This window comes from Streptomyces rubellomurinus, from assembly GCF_000961885.1.
GTDB classification, from domain to species: Bacteria; Actinomycetota; Actinomycetes; order Streptomycetales; family Streptomycetaceae; genus Kitasatospora; species Kitasatospora rubellomurina.
On record NZ_JZKH01000030.1, the window covers coordinates 56,766 to 74,133 of the forward strand.

15 protein-coding genes and 1 pseudogene are annotated in these 17,368 nt (G+C 73.4%); 4 read left to right on the top strand and 12 right to left on the bottom strand.

Annotated elements, in window-relative coordinates; translation table 11 throughout:
• Positions 1–3: 3 nt before the first annotated feature.
• The 3 genes and pseudogenes from VM95_RS16645 to VM95_RS16655 all read right to left on the bottom strand — a co-directional run.
• Complete coding sequence (locus VM95_RS16645) at positions 4–1,215, bottom strand: FG-GAP repeat domain-containing protein (RefSeq protein WP_244178811.1); 1,212 nt, start codon at positions 1,213–1,215, stop codon at positions 4–6.
• Between the two features lie 169 nt (positions 1,216–1,384).
• Positions 1,385–2,206 carry an SGNH/GDSL hydrolase family protein gene (locus VM95_RS16650; protein WP_045697397.1) on the bottom strand — a complete coding sequence of 274 codons (822 nt, stop codon included), beginning with the start codon at positions 2,204–2,206 and terminating at the stop codon, positions 1,385–1,387.
• 248 nt (positions 2,207–2,454) lie between these two features.
• Positions 2,455–2,808, bottom strand: a pseudogene (locus tag VM95_RS16655) (winged helix-turn-helix transcriptional regulator); the annotation flags it as partial.
• Between the two features lie 97 nt (positions 2,809–2,905).
• On the opposite strand from VM95_RS16655, the gene VM95_RS16660 reads away from it, so the two are divergent.
• On the top strand, positions 2,906–4,120 hold the full coding sequence (locus tag VM95_RS16660; RefSeq protein ID WP_045697399.1) for a pyridoxal phosphate-dependent aminotransferase: 1,215 nt from the start codon (positions 2,906–2,908) through the stop codon (positions 4,118–4,120).
• Positions 4,121–4,138: 18 nt separating this feature from the next.
• Positions 4,139–4,471 carry a YnfA family protein gene (locus VM95_RS16665; protein WP_045697401.1) on the top strand — a complete coding sequence of 111 codons (333 nt, stop codon included), beginning with the start codon at positions 4,139–4,141 and terminating at the stop codon, positions 4,469–4,471.
• Positions 4,472–4,520: 49 nt separating this feature from the next.
• On the opposite strand, the gene VM95_RS16670 is transcribed toward VM95_RS16665, so the two are convergent.
• The 4 genes from VM95_RS16670 to VM95_RS16685 form a co-directional block, all read right to left on the bottom strand.
• Positions 4,521–6,188 (bottom strand): purple acid phosphatase family protein, encoded by a 1,668-nt coding sequence (locus tag VM95_RS16670; RefSeq protein WP_078860013.1) that lies wholly within the window; start codon positions 6,186–6,188, stop codon positions 4,521–4,523.
• A 188-nt stretch (positions 6,189–6,376) separates the two neighbouring features.
• Complete coding sequence (locus VM95_RS16675; RefSeq protein ID WP_045697403.1) at positions 6,377–6,631, bottom strand: hypothetical protein; 255 nt, start codon at positions 6,629–6,631, stop codon at positions 6,377–6,379.
• A gap of 94 nt (positions 6,632–6,725) precedes the next feature.
• On the bottom strand, positions 6,726–7,136 hold the full coding sequence (locus VM95_RS16680; protein WP_045697405.1) for a hypothetical protein: 411 nt from the start codon (positions 7,134–7,136) through the stop codon (positions 6,726–6,728).
• Positions 7,137–7,273: 137 nt separating this feature from the next.
• Positions 7,274–8,929: an FAD-binding dehydrogenase gene (locus tag VM95_RS16685; RefSeq protein ID WP_045697408.1), complete on the bottom strand. Its 1,656-nt coding sequence runs from the start codon at positions 8,927–8,929 to the stop codon at positions 7,274–7,276.
• Positions 8,930–9,286: 357 nt separating this feature from the next.
• Between VM95_RS16685 and VM95_RS16690 the strand changes: the two genes are divergently transcribed.
• Positions 9,287–10,222, top strand: coding sequence for an SGNH/GDSL hydrolase family protein (locus VM95_RS16690; protein ID WP_045697410.1), 936 nt, complete (start codon positions 9,287–9,289; stop codon positions 10,220–10,222).
• 66 nt (positions 10,223–10,288) lie between these two features.
• On the opposite strand, the gene nicT is transcribed toward VM95_RS16690, so the two are convergent.
• Positions 10,289–11,392 carry a Nickel transporter NicT gene (gene nicT, locus VM95_RS16695; RefSeq protein ID WP_045697412.1) on the bottom strand — a complete coding sequence of 368 codons (1,104 nt, stop codon included), beginning with the start codon at positions 11,390–11,392 and terminating at the stop codon, positions 10,289–10,291.
• Between the two features lie 280 nt (positions 11,393–11,672).
• Between nicT and VM95_RS16700 the strand changes: the two genes are divergently transcribed.
• On the top strand, positions 11,673–13,541 hold the full coding sequence (locus tag VM95_RS16700) for a CocE/NonD family hydrolase (protein ID WP_045697467.1): 1,869 nt from the start codon (positions 11,673–11,675) through the stop codon (positions 13,539–13,541).
• Here VM95_RS16700 and VM95_RS16705 read toward each other — a convergent pair.
• Genes VM95_RS16705 through VM95_RS16720 form a run of 4 tightly spaced genes read right to left on the bottom strand, consistent with a single transcriptional unit; the run spans position 13,483 to position 17,220 of the window.
• Complete coding sequence (locus VM95_RS16705; RefSeq protein WP_078860027.1) at positions 13,483–15,204, bottom strand: AMP-binding protein; 1,722 nt, start codon at positions 15,202–15,204, stop codon at positions 13,483–13,485. The genes VM95_RS16700 and VM95_RS16705 overlap by 59 nt on opposite strands.
• Entirely contained in the window at positions 15,201–15,452 is a 252-nt protein-coding gene (locus tag VM95_RS16710) for an acyl carrier protein (protein ID WP_045697414.1), read from the bottom strand. The genes VM95_RS16705 and VM95_RS16710 overlap by 4 nt, the downstream gene beginning before the upstream one ends.
• Positions 15,453–15,505: 53 nt before the next feature.
• Positions 15,506–15,988, bottom strand: coding sequence for a PaaI family thioesterase (locus tag VM95_RS42610; RefSeq protein WP_052707406.1), 483 nt, complete (start codon positions 15,986–15,988; stop codon positions 15,506–15,508).
• A gap of 32 nt (positions 15,989–16,020) precedes the next feature.
• Positions 16,021–17,220 (bottom strand): ferritin-like domain-containing protein, encoded by a 1,200-nt coding sequence (locus tag VM95_RS16720; RefSeq protein WP_107072984.1) that lies wholly within the window; start codon positions 17,218–17,220, stop codon positions 16,021–16,023.
• Positions 17,221–17,368 lie beyond the last annotated feature (148 nt).

Genomic DNA, 17,368 nt, shown 5'->3' on the forward strand with positions numbered 1-17,368 from the left:
GGGCTACATCGTGACGGTCGGCGACAGCTCCTCCTGCGTGGCCCCGGACGGGCCCGAGGCCCGCTGACCCGGTGCGGGGGCGGCGCCGGGCCGGGGCCACGGCCCCGGGCGGTCGGCGGTGTTCAGGAGCACCGAGACGGTGTCGTCCTGGGCGTTGGTCACCGCCAGGTCGAGCCCGCCGCCGACGGTGAACCGGCCGGCCGCGACGCGGTCCGGGGTCGAGTGGTCGCCGGACCCGGTGGGGTAGGACTGCGGCGCCCGGAAGGTGCCGTCGCGGTTGCCGAGCAGCAGCGTCGCGGAGTTCCCGCCGGTGGCGAGGGCCAGGTCGGCCGCGCCGCTGCGGGTGAAGTCGCCCACGACGACCGAGACGGGCGCGCTGCCGGCCGGGTAGGACCGTACGGGCCGGAAGGTGCGGTCGCCGTTGCCGAGCAGGACGCGGGCGGAGTTCTCCGAGTCGGCGAGCACGAGGTCGAGCCGGCCGTCGCCGCGCAGGTCGCCGACGGCCAGCGAGACGGGGATGCCGCCGACCCGGTAGCCGGTCGGGGCGCCGAGGGTGCCGTCGCCGTTGCCCGGGAAGACCGCGACCTCGCCGACGCCGTCGAGGGCGACGGCCAGGTCGAGGTTGCCGCTGCCGCCGAGGTCGGCGAGGGCGATCGAGGCGGGGTTGGAGTTGTCGCCGGTCGGGTAGCTGCGCGCCGGCTGGAAGGTGCCGTCGCCGTTGCCCAGCAGCAGCGAGACGCTGCCGTCGCCGAAGTCGCCCAGGTTGGCGACGGCCAGGTCCAGCGTCCCGGTGCCGCGGAAGTCGCCGAGGGCGACGGCGTCCGGGTGCGGGCCGGTGGCGAGCCGGCGGGGCGGTCGGAAGGTGCCGTCGCCGTTGCCGAGCAGCACCGAGACTCCGTCGCCGTCCTGGTCGGCGACCACCAGGTCCGACACCCCGATGCCCCGGAGGTCGCCCACGGCGACGGAGCTGGGGCCGGGCCCGGCGGGGTAGGTGCGGCGCGGGGCGAAGGTGCCGTCGCCGTTGTTCAGCAGGATCGACACGGTGCCGTCCGCGGCGTCGGCCACCACGAGGTCGGTGCGGCCGCTGCCGGTGAGGTCGCCCGTCGCGACCGCGCGCGGGTTGTGCCCCACCGGGTAGTCGGTCTTCGGGGCGAACACCCCGGAGGCCCTGGGCACCTCGGACGCCCCGGCGGCCGAGGCGCCGCCAGGCAGCACTGCCAACAGCCCTGCTGCCAGGGCGGCTTGGGCCGACCTCAGTCTGCGCATGGTCCCGTCACTCCCGTCCGGGCGCCGCCCGGCGCCCCTCTCGGGGCCGATGGTCGCCCGGCGGGCGCGGCGGTGGACGCAGCGACACCCCGAAGGGGCCGCGGCAATCCCGGCGGCGTCAGCGGTACGGCAGCAGCTCGGCCCGCTTCGGCGGCCGGCCGTCGCCGGAGGAGCGCCCGGTGAGGCGGCGGCCGATCCAGGGGCCGAGGTGGGTGCGCAGCCAGCGGGCGTCGGCGCGCAGCCGTTCGGCGCGCCCGGGCGGGGCGGCGGCGGGCAGCGGGGCGCGCCAGTCGAAGTCGACGGGGCGGCCGAGGGCTTCCAGCACGCCGGCGGCGACCCGGCGGTGGCCTTCGGGCGACAGGTGCAGGCGGTCCTCGGCCCACAGCCGGCGGTCGTCGAAGCAGGGCGCGGAGAAGAGGTCGACGACGGCGAAGCCGTCCTGCTGGCCGAGCTCCTGCACGAAGGCCTTCATCCGCAGGATGGCGGGCAGTATCCGGGTGCTGCCGGCCATCCGCCGGGTGGGGTCGGTGCTGGTGAACAGGACGACGGTGGCGCCGGTGGCGCGCAGTTCGGCGGCGCAGTGGCCGAGCAGCCGCTCGACGCGGTCGATGTCGCAGCCGGGGCGGAGCACGTCGTTGAGGCCGCCGGCGAGGGTGACGAGGTCGGCGCCCATCCCCACCGCGGTGGCGAGCTGCTCGTCGTGGATCTGGCCGATGAGCTTGCCCCGGACGGCGAGGTTGGCGTACCGGAAGCCGTCGCCCTCGCGCTCGCCGGCGCCCGCACGCCCCTCGGCGCCCGCACGCTCCTCGGCGAGCGCGGCGGCGACCCGGTCCGCCCAGCCGCGGTAGTTGCCGTCCGGCAGCAGGTCGTCGCACATGCCTTCGGTGAACGAGTCACCGAGGGCGACGTAACGTGCGTAGCTGCGCTGGGTGGTGGGCACGGGGGGCCTCCGCTCTCCTGGGACGGCTCTGCGGTCCGACGATCGTACGTGCACGGCGACGGGCGGAACCGCCGGGGGCCCGGCCGCTCGTTCCGCTCCTTCCGCTCATTCCGCGCCGACTGTTCGTTTATCGGTCCGCGCCATCCTGAGGACACGGGGCGTCGGCCGGCGACGGGGGCCTTGCCGCCGCCCCGGCCAGGCCGGCCGGAGCGCTGCCGTCAGCCGATGACGGCGGCGCTCCGGGCCGTGTACCAGTGCTCGCGCACCGCGTCGGTGGGCCGCTGCTCGCCCAGGGCACCCAGCCCCCACGCGCCCAACGCCTCGATCACCGGCCGCAGTTCGGCCCCGCGCTCGGTCAGCTCGTACACCGTGGCACTGGCCGGCCGCTCCAGCTTGCGCCGGACGGCGAGCCCCTCGCCCTCCAGCTGCTTGAGCCGGGCGGCGAGGATGTCGGTGGAGACACCGGGCAGGTCGGCGTGCAGGTCGGTGTAGCGGCGCGGGCCGCCGAGGAGTTCACGGACGATCAGGAGGCTCCAGCGTTCCCCCACCGCGTCCAGGGCGCGGGCGACGGCGCAGTACTGGTCGTAGCTTCGGCGTGACATGTGGATCAGCATAGCCAAGAAGTTGGACTTTCCAAGTGCCGACTTGGTAGAACAAAGCAGAAGCAACGGAGCGGTGGTGACGGTCGGGAGGCCGCAGATGGAGTTTCGGCAGTCCAGCAAGCTGAACGGCGTGTGCTACGAGATCCGCGGCCCGGTGGTCGACCAGGCCAACGCCCTGGAGGAGGCCGGGCACAGCGTGCTGCGGCTGAACACCGGCAACCCGGCGCCGTTCGGCTTCGAGGCGCCGGAGGAGATCATCCAGGACATCATCCGCAACCTGCCCTCGGCGCACGGCTACAGCGACTCGCGCGGCATCCTGCCGGCCCGCCGCGCGGTGGTGCAGTACTACCAGCAGCGCGGCGTCCAGGGCGTCACCGTCAACGACGTCTACCTCGGCAACGGCGTCTCCGAGCTGATCCAGATGGCCGTCACCGCGCTGGTCGACGACGGCGACGAGGTGCTCGTGCCGGCCCCGGACTACCCGCTGTGGACGGCGTCCGTCCGGCTGGCCGGCGGCAAGGCGGTGCACTACCTGTGCGACGAGGAGGCCGACTGGTACCCGGACCTCGACGACATCGCCGCCAAGATCACCGCCCGCACCAAGGCCATCGTCGTCATCAACCCCAACAACCCCACCGGCGCGGTCTACCCGAAGGAGCTGCTGGAGGGCATCCTCGACCTGGCCCGCCGCCACCAGCTGATGGTGCTGGCCGACGAGATCTACGACAAGATCCTCTACGACGACACCGTGCACCACTGCCTGGGCGCGCTCGCCGACGACGTGCTCACCCTCACCTTCAACGGCCTGTCCAAGGCCTACCGGGTGGCCGGCTTCCGCAGCGGCTGGCTGGTCGTCTCCGGGCCCAAGCAGCACGCCGCCGACTACCTGGAGGGCCTGACCATGCTCTCCGGCATGCGGCTGTGTCCCAACGTGCCCGCCCAGTACGCCGTGCAGGCCGCGCTCGGCGGCCACCAGTCCATCAACGACCTGGTGCTGCCCGGCGGGCGGCTGACCGAGCAGCGCGACATCGCGGTCAAGGCGCTGAACGAGATCCCCGGCGTCAGCTGCGTCAAGCCCAAGGGCGCGCTGTACGCCTTCGCCCGGCTCGACCCGGCGGTGCACCGGATCGTCGACGACGAGCGGTTCGTGCTGGACCTGCTGCTGCGCGAGAAGATCCACGTCGTCCAGGGCACCGGCTTCAACTGGCCCCGCCCGGACCACTTCCGCTTCGTCACCCTCCCCCGGGCCGACGACCTGGAGACGGCGATCAACCGGATCGGCCGCTTCCTCGCGACGTACCGGCAGGTCTGAGCCGTACGCTCGGACACCATGACCGTCCTGCGCTCCATCGCCCTGTTCGTGCTCGCCGCGCTCGCCGAGATCGGCGGCTGCTGGCTGGTCTGGCAGAGCGTGCGCGAGCAACGGCCGTGGTGGCTGGCCGGGTTGGGCGTGGTGGCGCTCGGCGCGTACGGCTTCGTCGCGGCGCTGCAGCCGGACGCGGACTTCGGCCGGGTGCTGGCCGCGTACGGCGGGGTGTTCGTGGCCGGCTCGCTGCTGTGGGGCATGGCGGTGGACGGCTTCCGGCCGACCCGGTACGACGTGCTGGGCGCGCTGGTCTGCCTGGCCGGGGTCGCCGTGATCATGTACGGGCCCCGGCGCTGAGGTCGTCCCTCAGCACCGGGGCCCGCATCATCGGACGTGACGGGAGGGCTTACCAGCCCCAGCCGCCGCCCTCGCCGTCGTCGTCGCGGCCGGAGTCCCAGCCCTCGCCGACCTTGCGCTGGATCGTGTAGTTGTCGATCTGCTTGCCGTCCTCGGTCAGCGCGGTGACCTTCATCGAGGACTTCTGGCCCAGGTGCGCCGGGGTGACGTCGACCTTGATGAACGAGTAGCCGGTGTAGCGCACCCGCGACCACTGGATGGTCTCGGGGGTCTTCACCCGGCCCTTGCTCCAGTAGTAGGTCTTGACCTCGTCCTGGTGGTTCTCGTGGCCCTCGTAGGTGTCGGGCACGTCGAACTTGTACAGGCTGCGGCCGGCGGCGCCCGCGGTCACGTAGACCACGCCGTCCTTCTCGGGCTCGATGGTGGCGCCGCTCGGCACCTGCTTCGAGACCTTGTTGCCGAGGATGGCGTCGGTGCGCTCGTAGATGTGGTTGTGGCCGTTGATGACCAGGTCCACGCGGTACTTCTCGAACAGCGGCACCCACGCCTCGCGGACGCCGCCCTCGGAGGCGTGCGCCACCGTGGTCGAGAAGGCGCAGTGGTGGAAGAAGACCACGATGAAGTCGATGGTCTCGTCGCTGCGCAGGTCCTTGAGGGTGCGGTCCAGCCACTTGGTCTGCTTGCCCGCCGAGATGCCCAGGTTGGCCGGGATCTCGTAGGAGATGTCGTTGGCGTCGAGGGAGATGACGCCGACGTTCTTGTAGCGGAAGGTGTAGACGCCGGGGACGGTGCGCGGGTCCGGGCCGTTGTCCGGCAGGTAGAAGCGGGTGTTCTCGCCGCCGTAGCCGTTGGGCGAGTACCAGGCTTCGATGTCGTGGTTGCCGTAGGCGACCATCCACGGGATCTCGGCGGCGACCGTCTCGGTCTGGACCAGGAAGTCGTCCCAGGTCTTCGCGTTGAAGACGGACTTGTCCGGGTCGGTGCCGGAACCGGCCGGGTCGGCGTAGCAGATGTCGCCGGCGTGCAGGTGGAAGGCCGGCTTCTGGGCCTTGATGATGTGGTCGTTGCCGGCCGCGTGGGAGCTGACGCCCTGGTCGCCGAAGGCCGTGAAGGTGAACGGCTCGTACACCTTGCCCCAGCGGTGGTCGCGGGAGGGCGCGGTGCGGAAGGTGTGCAGGGTGGAGATCTGCTGCTGGGAGGCCGGGTCGAAGCCCTCGTGGCCGACGCCGTAGTAGTAGGTGGTGTCGGGGTGCAGGTCCTCGAGCGCGACGTGCAGGTAGTACTGGTCCACCGGCTGGCTGTTCGGGGCCAGCGCCGGGGTGTGCAGGGCGCGGACCTCGGCCTCGACCTTGTGGCTCAGGTCCCACGGGTGCTTGCCGAAGCGCAGGAACGGCTTCTTGACCGGCGCCGGGACCTGCCAGGAGACGCGGAACTGGGTGTCCGGCTCGGGGCCGAACTGGAGGTGACGGCCGATCGGCGCGACCAGCGAGCCGTCGATCCCGTCCGCCGTGCCGCCGGTCAGCAGCTGCGGGCTCGCCGGGGCGGCGAACGCCGGGGCGCTGCCCAGCGCACCGCCGACGGCGATGGCGCCCACGGTCACGGCGCCGGCGCGCAGCATCCGGCGGCGGGAGAAGCGGGCCCGCAGGTACTCGTGCTGCTCGGCCATGCTCATGCGGTCGGCGAGCCGCGCCGGCACGCCCATGTTGGGGATATCCATGCGCGGGACTCTGTCAGCGGCGCGTTGACCGCACGCGGACGTCCGGTGAACGGGTGTCAGCGCGTCGCCCACTCGAACGTCAATGTTCGACCATGAATAGGTAAAGAGCATGTTCGTACCGGACCGACGCCGGATCATGGCCTCCGCGCGATCGGTGCCCTGATGCGGTGTCGGGCACCGGGGAGGACTCAGCCCGCGGGTTCGTCCCAGTGCCCGGCGGCCCGGTTGCCGGTGCCGTCGCAGGTGCGGCAGACCTCGTCCCGGTAGGCGTGCTTGGCGCCCGTCGCGTCCACCCGGTAGCGGACGTACACGCCGGTGCCGTCGCAGAGGAAGCAGTTGCCGCCCCCGCCGCCCATCTCGGTGGTGCCGGTGCCCTGGCAGGTCCGGCAGCTGAGGCCGGCGGTCCGCCCGGTGCCCGCGCAGATGCGGCAGACCAGCGTCATCCTCGTCCTCCCTGCCCCGGAACCGTTCGCTGCCACCGGTCATGGTAGTGGCGCCGCTCCCGCACCCGCCCCGGGACGTTGATATGACCGGCCGTCAGTCCGCCAGGGACTCGCGGACCCGGCGGGAGACCGAGATCAGCTGGAGGTCGAGCAGGCCGGGCGGGTCGGCGAGGCCGGGGCCGCCCGCGTGCACCCACGCGGCGATGTCGTCGATCATCTCGTCCATCAGCACGAAGCCGAGCCAGACCGGGCGCCCGCCCGCCGCCCGGCCCTCGCTGGAGGGGCCGACCACCACCACGTTGGACTGGGTGCAGACGTCCAGGCAGTTCACCGCGCGGACCCGGCCCGCCGAGCCGACCGCCGTGCGCAGCCGCTCGTACTGGCCGGCGTGGTCCACGCCCGGGTGCTTCGCCTGGGTGCCGCAGCAGCAGCCCCGGCAGACGGTGACGGTCACCGGGGACGCGGCGGCGGAGCCGGCACCCGTCCGGCGGTCTCGGCGGCTCATCGGTTCCCCGGTCCCCTCGTGGTCAGTGTGCGTCCGGCACCGGCACTGTACCCGCCGCCCCCCGCCCGCCCCACGGCGGGACCGCCCCACCCGACCGCGCGGGCCGCCGCCCGGGCCGACCGCGCGGGCCGACCGCCTTATCCGACCGCGCGGGCCGCCGCCCGGCCCGCCGTGCGGCCGGAGAACAGGCAGCCGCCGAGGAACGTCCCCTCCAGCGAGCGGTAGCCGTGCACGCCCCCGCCGCCGAAGCCGGCCGCCTCGCCGGCCGCGTAGACGCCGGGCAGCGGCTCGCCGTCCGGGCGCAGCACGCGGGAGGAGAGGTCGGTCTCCAGGCCGCCGAGCGACTTGCGGGTGAGGATGTTCAGCCGGACGGCGATCAGCGGGGCCGCGGCCGGGTCGAGGATGCGGTGCGGGGCGGCGGTGCGGATCAGCTTGTCGCCGAGGTAGCGGCGGGCGCCGTGGATGGCGGTGATCTGGAGGTCCTTGGCGAAGGGGTTGGCGACCTGCCGGTCGCGGTCCTCGACGGTGCGGCGCAGTTCGCCGGGGTCGATCAGCGCCTCGCGGGTCTTGGCGTTCATGCCCCGGGCGAGGTCGCCGAGGTTGCTCGCGACGACGAAGTCGGGCCCGTGCCGCAGGTGCCCCTCGACGGGGCCGGGGGCGCCGGGCAAGGCGCGGCCGAGCACGCCGCGCAGCGACCGTCCGGTCAGGTCGGGGTTCTGTTCGGAGCCGGAGAGGGTGAACTCCTTCTCGATGATGCGCTGGTTGAGCACGAACCAGGTGTGCTCGTGCCCGGTGGCCATGATGTGTTCGAGGGTGCCGAGGGTGTCGAAGCCGGGGAAGAGCGGGACGGGCAGCCGCCTGCCGCGGGCGTCGAGCCAGAGCGAGGACGGGCCGGGCAGGATGCGGATGCCGTGCCGGGCCCAGATCGGGTCCCAGTTCTCGATGCCCTCGGTGTAGTGCCACATCCGGTCGCCGTTGATCAGGCTGGCGCCGGCCCGGCCGGCGACCTCCAGCATCAGGCCGTCGACGTGCGCGGGGACGCCGGAGAGCAGCCTGGCGGGCGGGGTGCCGAGCCGGGCGGGCCAGGCCTTGCGGACCAGGTCGTGGTTGCCGCCGATGCCGCCGGAGGTCACGATCACGGCCTGGGCGCGCAGTTCGAAGCCGCCGACGCTCTCCCGCGAGCTGGCCTCGCCGCGGGCGGCGGGGCTGGGCACCAGCACCTCACCGGTGACGGTGTCGACGGCGCCGGCGGTGGCGGCGAGGCCGGTGACCCGGTGCCGGAAGCGCAGGTCGACGAGCCCGCGCGCGGCGGCGGCGCGGACCCGGCGGACGAAGGGTTCGAGCAGTCCGGGCCCGGTGCCCCAGGTGATGTGGAAGCGCGGCACGGAATTGCCGGGCCCGTCCGCGAGGAATCCGCCGCGCTCGGCCCAGCCGACGACGGGGAAGAACCGCACGCCCTGGCCGTGCAGCCAGGCGCGCTTCTCGCCGGCGGCGAAGTCGACGTAGGCCTCGGCCCAGCGGCGCGGCCAGGCGTCCTCGGGCCGGTCGAAGCCGGCGGTGCCGAGCCAGTCCTGCCAGGCGAGGGCGTGCGAGTCGCGGATGCGCATCCGGCGCTGCTCGGGCGAGTCGACCAGGAAGAGGCCGCCGAAGGACCAGTGCGCCTGGCCGCCGAAGGAGGCCGCGGGCTCCTGGTCGAGCAGGATCACCTTCCGTCCGGCGTCGGCGAGTTCGGCGGTGGCGGCGAGGCCGGCGAGTCCCGCTCCGATGACGATGACGTCGGCGTCCAGGGCCATGCGCAGTCCTCCGTCGCGGCTCGCGGGGCGGGCGCTCCGGGGTGGGCGCCGTCGCCGGTACGGCGGCGCCGGGTGCGGCCGCCGTCGCCGTGCGCCCGATACTGCGGCCTGCGGTGACGTCCGGTCAACCGGCCGGTAACAAGCAGTCGCACGAATTCCGCTCCACGGCGTTTCGGAAATACCTTCGATACGCGGTGGAGCGGAATTCGAAATGTTACCCGGTAACATCTGACGCGTTTTTCGGAATTCCGCCGAAAACATGGACGCACGCGAAACCTGGCGGTAACTTACCTGCCAGTAGCTGAGGCCCGGCACCGCACGACCCCCACCCGTCGTTTCTCTCCCCCAGGAGGAACCGTGCTCCGTCCTGCCCGGAAACCCCGGCGACTCCGCAATTCCACCGCGCTCGCCGCGATCGCCCTCGGCGCCGCGCTCGCGCTCACCTCCACCAGCGCGCAGGCCGCCGCGCCCGCCCCGAAGCACTACGTGGCGCTCGGCGACTCCTACGCCGCCGGCGCGGGCGTGCCCGGCCAGTCGGCCGGCCTGTGCCTGCGCTCGGACCGCAACTACGGCCACCTCGTCGCCGCCGCGCTCGGCGCGAACGCGTACACCGACGTCACCTGCGCCGCCGCCAAGGTCAGCGCGATGACCCAGCCGCAGTACGACGCCTTCCTCAAGGTCAACGACCCGCAGCTGAACGCGGTGACCGCCGACACCGACCTGGTCACCCTCGGGATCGGCGGCAACAACCTGGGCACCAGCGACCTGGGCGTCGGCGACGTGATCGCCACCTGCGTCGCCGGCGCCGTCGTCAACCCGCTCGGCACGCCCTGCCAGGACGTCTACAACAACGGCCACTGGGACTGGAGCAGTTGGTCCTGGCAGTACGGCGAGGACAAGCTCGCCGACCGGATCGAGGCCGCCCGCCCGCAGGTCGCCGACACGCTGCAGCGCATCCACGCCAAGGCGCCGAACGCCAAGGTGCTGCTGGTCGGCTACCCCTCGGTGCTCCCGGCGGACGGCTCCTCGTGCGTGCTGCGCCAGCCGCTGGCGCCGCGCGACGTCCCGTACCTGCACCGCACGCTGGAGGCGCTCAACTCGATGCTCGCCGACACCGCGGCGGCCAACGGCGCGGTCTACGTGGACACCCAGACCCCGACCGCCGGGCACGACGCCTGCTCGGACGACCGCTGGGTCGAGGGCGCGCTGCCCGGCTCGCCCGCCGTGCCGTTCCACCCGAACGCCACCGGCGAGAAGGTGATGGCGGACGCGGTGCTCGCCGCGCTGCGGTAGCCGTACGAACCCGAGGGGCCGGTGACCGGGGTCCGGTCACCGGCCCCTCGGCCCGTTCGTCGCGCGCTACTCGGAGCGCAGCGGCGCGGCGGCCAGGCCCGCCGACCACTTCTCCTCGACCCGGCCGAACTTCCAGAAGGCGAGCGCCCCGGCCCAGGTGAGCACGAACAGGCCGACGACCGCGTAGCCGACGAAGTTGAGGTCCAGGGCGCCGATCCAGGCGATCGGGCCGCTGGTGACGTCCAGCTTCTCGCCGAGCAGGCCGATCAGCTCGACCAGGCCGATCACCAGGGCGACCAGCACCGACAGGCCGGTGACGGTCAGGTTGTAGTAGATCTTGCGGACCGGCCGGGAGAACGCCCACTCGTAGGCGAAGTTCATGAACGAGCCGTCGATGGTGTCCAGCAGGCTCATCCCGGCCGCGAACAGGATCGGCAGCGTCAGCAGCGCGTACCAGGGCAGCGAGAAGGCCGCCGCGCCGCCGGCCAGCACCAGCAGGGACACCTCGGTGGCGGTGTCGAAACCGAGGCCGAACAGCAGGCCCACCGGGTACATGTGCCAGGGCTTGGTGACCGCCCGGGTGACCCGGCCGAGGATCCGGTTCATCAGCCCGCGCTTCTCCAACTGCCGCTCCAGCTCGGCCTCGTCGTACTCACCGTGACGCATCCGGCGGAACACCTTGAGGATGCCGTTGAAGGCGCCCAGGTTGATCAGGCCGAGCAGCAGCAGGAAGGTGCCGGAGACGGTGGTGCCGATCAGGCCGGTCCACCGGTGCAGGGTCGAGTCGTCCGCCTCGACCTCGTCCGCGAGCGAGCGGATGCCGAAGGCGAGCAGCGCGCAGAGGCCGAAGACCACCGAGGAGTGCCCGAGCGAGAACCAGAAGCCGACCGACAGCGGCCGCTTGCCCTGGCCCATCAGCTTGCGGGTGGTGTTGTCGATCGCGGCGATGTGGTCGGCGTCGAAGGCGTGCCGCATGCCGAGGGTGTAGGCGGTCATGCCCATCCCGGCCCCGAAGACCTGGCCGCCGACGTCGTAGTGCTCGGGCGCGACCAGCGCGAGCAGGGTGAACCAGCCGACGACGTGCAGCGCGAGGATGAAGCCGCCCATCCCGGCCAGGCGCATCCACTCCTCCCGGGTGAGCCGGTCGCGCCAACGGGGGGCGGTGGTCATCGTGGTCCTTTCGGCGGAGCGGTCGAAGCCGGGCCATCTTTCCGCCTTGAGCAGCGCAGTTGCAAGTCATGCGCAATTACAGCTCGGTCTCCGACCGTCCACCGGTGAACCTGGTCAGGAATCTGACCAGGTTCACATACTGCCCCGCCTCGGGTGACTCGTCAGGAAATCGGACGGTTCCTCCCCTAGGGTCGAGATGCCGACGCCGCTCCGGCACGCCACCGTGCGGGCCGCGGGCCGCCCGGCACACACCGGCCCGGGACCCGATGGGAGCGGCCACATGCCGTCCTACCCCTTCCACACCACCCGCGAGGACGTCCGCGTCCCGCTGCCCGACGGCACCGTCCTCGCCGCCCGGGTGTGGCGCCCGGTCACCGACGAGCCCGTCCCCGCCGTCCTGGAGTACTCCGGGGCCCGCCTCAGCGACCGCACCGCGGCCGAGGACTCCCGCCGCCACCCCTGGTACGCCGGCCACGGCTACGCCGCCGTCCGGGTCGACACCCGCGGCCACGGCAACTCCGGCGGCCGCCCGGGCGAACCCGGCGACGAACAGGAGCTCGCGGACGGCGCCGCCGCGATCGACTGGCTCGCCCGCCGCCCGTGGTGCGGCGGCCGCCTCGGCCTGCTCGGCGTCGGCGCCGCCGGCACCACCGCACTGCGGCTCGCCGCCCTCACCCCCGACACCGTGGCCGCCGTGGTCACCGCCTGCCCCGAGGGCGGCCACCGCCTCGGCGGCGCCGTGCTCGCCGCCGACCTGCACACCCGGCTCACCGCCCTGATCGCCGACGCCGCGCTCCCGCCCGACCCCCGGCACGCCGGCGACGCCTGGCGCGCCCAGTGGCTGGCCCGCCTGGAGGCACTGGAACCGCCGGTCGACAGCTGGCTCGCCGAGGGCGACACCACCGTCCCGGTGCCCGCGCCCGTCCTCGCCGTCGCCGGCTGGGGCGACCCGTCCTGCTCCTTCGTGCTGCGCCTGCTCGCCGGCTCCCCCACCGCCCGCGCCCTGATCGGCAGTTGGCCGCACGGCCTGCCCGAGGCCGCCCTGCCCGAGACCCTGCGGTGGTGGGACCACTGGCTGCGCGGCACCGACACCGGCGTCCTGCGGGAACCCGCCCTGCGCAGCGTGCTCGGCGACCGCTGGCGCGGCGAGGAGACCTGGCCGTCCCCCGACGTCCGGGAGGTCCACTACGGCCTGGACGGGCCGCTGCGCACCGCCGGCACCGCCGCCGAGGACCGCTGGGTGCCCGTCCGCTCCCCGCAGCACACCGGCCTCAACGCCGGCGCCTACGTCCCGCACGGCCGCCCCGCCGACCAGCCGCCGGACCAGCGCGAGGAGGACGGCCGCTCGGTCTGCTTCGACTCCCAGCCGCTGCCCGAGCCGGTCGAGCTGCTCGGCGCGCCGGCCCTGCGGCTGCGGCTGCGGGAGGGCGGCGGGCCGGCCCAGATCACCGCCCGGCTCTGCGCGGTCGGCCCGGACGGCACCTCGCGGCTGCTGACCCGGGGCGTGCTGGTCGCGGACGGCCCGGAGGCGGAGGTCGAACTCGCCGCCTGCGCGGCCGCCGTCCCGACCGGGCACCGGCTGCGGCTCGCCCTGTCCTCGGTCTACTGGCCGTGGGTGTGGCCGCCCGCCGACGACTCCGGGTACGCGCTCGACCCGTCCCGCTCGGTCCTGGGCCTGCCGGTGCGCCACCTGGCCGCCGATGTGGGCGCCGCCCCGATCTCCTTCGAGGCTCCGGTGCTGCCCGATCCGCTCGACGTCCGGGTCACCGAACCGCTCACCGCGCGGCCCGAGCACGTCACCGTGCACGACATCGGCCGCCACGAGTGGCGCACCGAGCTGTCACCGGCCTCGGACGCCACCCTGACCCACCCGGACGGGCTGGTCCGCGACGAGCACACCGTGACCGCGTACCGGATCCTCACCGGCACCCCGCTCAGCGCCCAGGCCCGCACCGACCGCACCGTGCGGCTGGAGCGTCCGGACATCGGCTGGGACGTCACCGTCCAGACCCGCACCCAACTGCGCTGCGACGCCGGGCACTTCCTCAGCATCGTGCAGCTGCGGGCGCTGGAGGCCGGCTCGGTGGTGTTCACCCGGGAGTGGCAGCACCGGGTGCCCCGGGAGGACCGGGTGCCCCGGGAGGGGTGAGCGGATCGGGCGTGCCGTACTGCCGATGGAGGTCCTCGGAGCCGTACCGCACCAGTTTGCCGCTGGACGTCCGCGGCAGGCGCCCCTTCCGCAGCAGGACCACCTCGTGGGGTGTCACCCCCAGGGCGCCCGACACCGCCTGGCGAACCTGGCCGACGAGGTGCTCGCGCGCCTCGGCGGCGGTCGCGGCGGTCTCGACGAACAGGACCAGCCGCTCCCCCTCCGGGGAGGGGACGGCGGCGGCGAGGACACCGCCGCCGGCCACCTCGGGCACCGCGGCGGCGATCGACTCGATGTCGCCGGCGTAGTGGTTGCGGCCGAAGACGATCACCATCTCCTTGGTGCGGCCGACGATGTAGAGCTCCCCGTCGTGCCGGAAGCCCAGGTCGCCGGTGGAGACCCAGCCGCCCTCGTGCACCACCGCGCGGGTGGCCGCCTCGTGGTGCTCGTAGCCGGCCGTGACGGAGTCCCCGCGGATCTGGATCTCGCCCAGGGCGGGCCGCTCGGCGGGCACCGGCCCGTCCGCGCCGACCAGGCGCACCTCGGTGCCCGCGACCGGGAAGCCGACCGAGGCCACCTCCCGGGCGCCCTCCGCCGCGGCCGACTCGTCGAGCAGCGAGACGACGCCCTCGCCGAGGAGGTCCCGCCGCACCCGGACGGTCCGCACCGGCCGGTCGAGCGGCGGGAAGGTGACCGCCAGCGTGCCCTCGGCCAGCCCGTAGACCGGCAGGAACGCGGTGGGCCGGAACCCCGCGGGCGCGAAGTGCGCCGAGAACCGCCGCAGCAGGCCCGGGTCGACGGCCTCCGCCCCGTTCAGCGCCAGGCGCCAGGCGGAGAGGTCGAGTTCGCGCACCCGCTCGGCCGGGGTCCGGCGCAGGGCGTGCAGGTAGCCGGAGTTGGGCGCGCTGGTGATGGTGACCCGCTGGCCGGCGATGATGCCCAGCCAGCGGCCCGGGTCGCGCAGGAAGTCCTCGGGCGGCTGCAGGATCGTGTCGATGCCGCTGAACACCGCGCTGAGGAAGGTGCCGATCAGCCCCATGTCGTGGAACAGCGGCAGCCAGCTGCAGCACACGTCGGCGTCGGTGACGCCCAGGCCCTTGCCGATCGCCGCCGTGTTGGCCAGCAGGTTGGCGTGGCTGAGCAGCACGCCCCGCGGGTCCGAGCCGGTGCCCGAGGTGTACTGGACGAGGGCCGGGTCGTCCCCGGCCGCCTCGGTGTAGACCGGCGAGGCGGCCGAGCAGCACGCGACGTCGAGGACGGTGAACTCCCCGCCGGCGTCCGCCAGGAGCGGTTCGAGCACCCCGGTGAGCGCCCGGTCGGCGAGGATCCGGGTGATCCGCGACTGACGCAGCGCCAGCGCCGTCCGCCGCACGTACACGTCCAGCGGCGCGAACCGCTGCGGCGCGGGCAGCGGCACCGGGACGGCCCCTGCGGCGAGGACGCCGAAGAAGGCGCGGGCGAAGTCGGTGGAGGTCGGCAGCGTGATCGCGACGCGCTCCCCCGCGGTGACCCCGCGTTCCAGCAGCCCGCAGGCCAACCGCCCAGCGTCGAGGTGGAGTTCGTCGAAGGGAAGGCGCTCGGCCTCCGCGCCGCCGCGGAACAGGCGGATGCCCCGGCCGGTTCCGCGGGCGGCGACGGCGGCGAGCGCGCCGACCAGGTTCACGCCGCCGGGGTGCGCCGCCGGCACAGTTCGCGGACGGTGTCCTCGAACTGGCCCACGGTGGCGACCTGGAAGGTGACGGCGGCGTCGATCTCGATGTCGAACGCGTTCTCCGTCCTGAGGATGATCTCCAGGGCGCGCATCGAGTCGAAGCCCGGCAGCGTCCGGAGGTGGACGTCGGCCGTGATCTGCTCCTGCGGTACCTTCAGCTCCTCCGCGATGATCGTACGGATCTGCTGCTGAACGTCCATGATCGTCGTTCCCCCGTCTCTGCGGTCCGGTCGGCTGTCCGGTCGCCCGGACTTCACGGTCTGTTGGAGGCGCGCAGCGCCTGGACGAGGCTGTCGGGCAGGCGGTCGCCGGCCTGGTCGAGCACCTCGTCGGTGAGCAGGTGGAACACGCCGTCCGCGACGGCGACCAGGCCGCCGTCCGGCGTGCGGATCCGGCCGGCGGCCCGCACCGACGACTCGTCGCGCCGGGTCACCTCGGCCCGGGCGGTGTAGGCGGTGCCGGTGCGCATCGGCTGGGCGTAGCGCACCCGCAGCTCGCTGGTGAAGGCCGAGGTCCGCCCGGAGCGGTAGACCGCCTGGGCCAGGAGCTCGTCCAGGACCGAGGCGACGACGCCGCCGTGGACGACGCCGGGGAACGACTCGTAGTCGGCTCCCAGCTCGAACTCGGCGGTGCAGCCGGTGCCGTCCTCGTCGATGACCAGCCGCAGCCCGATCGGGTTCCTCGGGGCGCAGCCGAAGCAGTTGGAGACCGTCTCGGTGTTCACGGACTCGGGCAAGGTTCGCACTCCCTCTGTGGGCCGGGGCGTGGTCAGACGAGGGAGCGCAGCTTGCGCTTGATGTCCCGGTGGGACTCGATCGAGTCGTCGTCGGCGAGCCGGCGCACCATGGCGAGCACCTTGCGGTCGGCGGCGTCCGTCGCGCCCGCCTGGATGGTCTCGATCCGCCGCACGCCCTTCGCGGAGGTGGAGTGCGGGTAGAAGTGGCCGGCCGGGTGCTTGAGGCCCTCGCTGCGGTCCGCGAGCCAGACGTAGGCCATCTTCAGGGCCTCGACCCGGTTCTCGACGCGCTCGTCGCACAGCTCCTGGCCGAACACGTAGAACGCGCGGGCGTGCCGGGACTCGTCGCGGCCCAGCAGCTTCCAGATCTGCTTGATCACCGGCTCCCTGGTCTCCGCGGCGAGCCGGTGGTACAGCTCGGAGGCGCGGGCCTCGGAGATGATGTTCATCATCAGCGTGCCCGCCCGGCTGCTGCCCATCGGGTACGGCTCGCGCTTGTAGAGCGCGTGCTTGGAGCGGATCCGGACGCCGATGTTCTCCAGGTAGCGGGCCTGGACGAGCGAGTGCCGGGCCTCCTCGGCGCCCCACATCAGCGCCCAGGAGGAGAAGCTGGTCTCGCCCTCCCACTCGCGCAGGAAGTTGTGCGCGCCCGGCAGGGTGCCGAACTCGATGATGGCGGCCTCGGTGAGGTAGTCGACCTCGTCCTCGCCGAGCAGTTCGGCGTCGATGTTCCGGAAGTCGATCTCCTTCCAGTCCCAGCGCGTGGTCTCGAACCAGTCGAAGATCTTGTTGTACGTCATGTCCAGGTAGAAGTCGGTGTAGAGCTGGTCCTGGACGAGCGAGCGGTTGGCGCGCATGCCGATGTCGATCCGGTCGGTCAGGCCGAAGCCCTCGAACGCGGACTCGGCGACGACGTCCTCCACGTCCAGCGCCTCCGCCCAGGGCGGGACGGGGCCGGCCGGGCCGGTGCCGACGACGTACACCCGGGTCTTGCCGAACTCCGCGTGCGCGCGCAGTCTTCGGACCAGGTCCGGCGCCGAGGGACCGCGGCTGCCGGCGAAGAGCACCGCCAGCTCGGCGTCCGGCGCCAAGTCGCCCAGGTACTGCTCGAAGGCGTCCGACTCGACCCGGTCGACGGCGATCTCGCCGAACCGGGGCAGCGTCAGGTTCTCGGGGAGTGCGGTGCCGGGCAGACAGTCGGCCACGGCGACGCGTACGGTACCGGTACCCATGGGAATTCCTTTCCAGGTGGTTCGCCGGGGATTTCGGCGGCGCCCGGGGGAATCCGGGCGTGGTGGAATTTCCTGCAGGATGGAACGGCCGAGCGGTGGATCGACGGGAAAGCCGACGGTGCGCGAGGGTGCACGTCAGCCCCGTCCG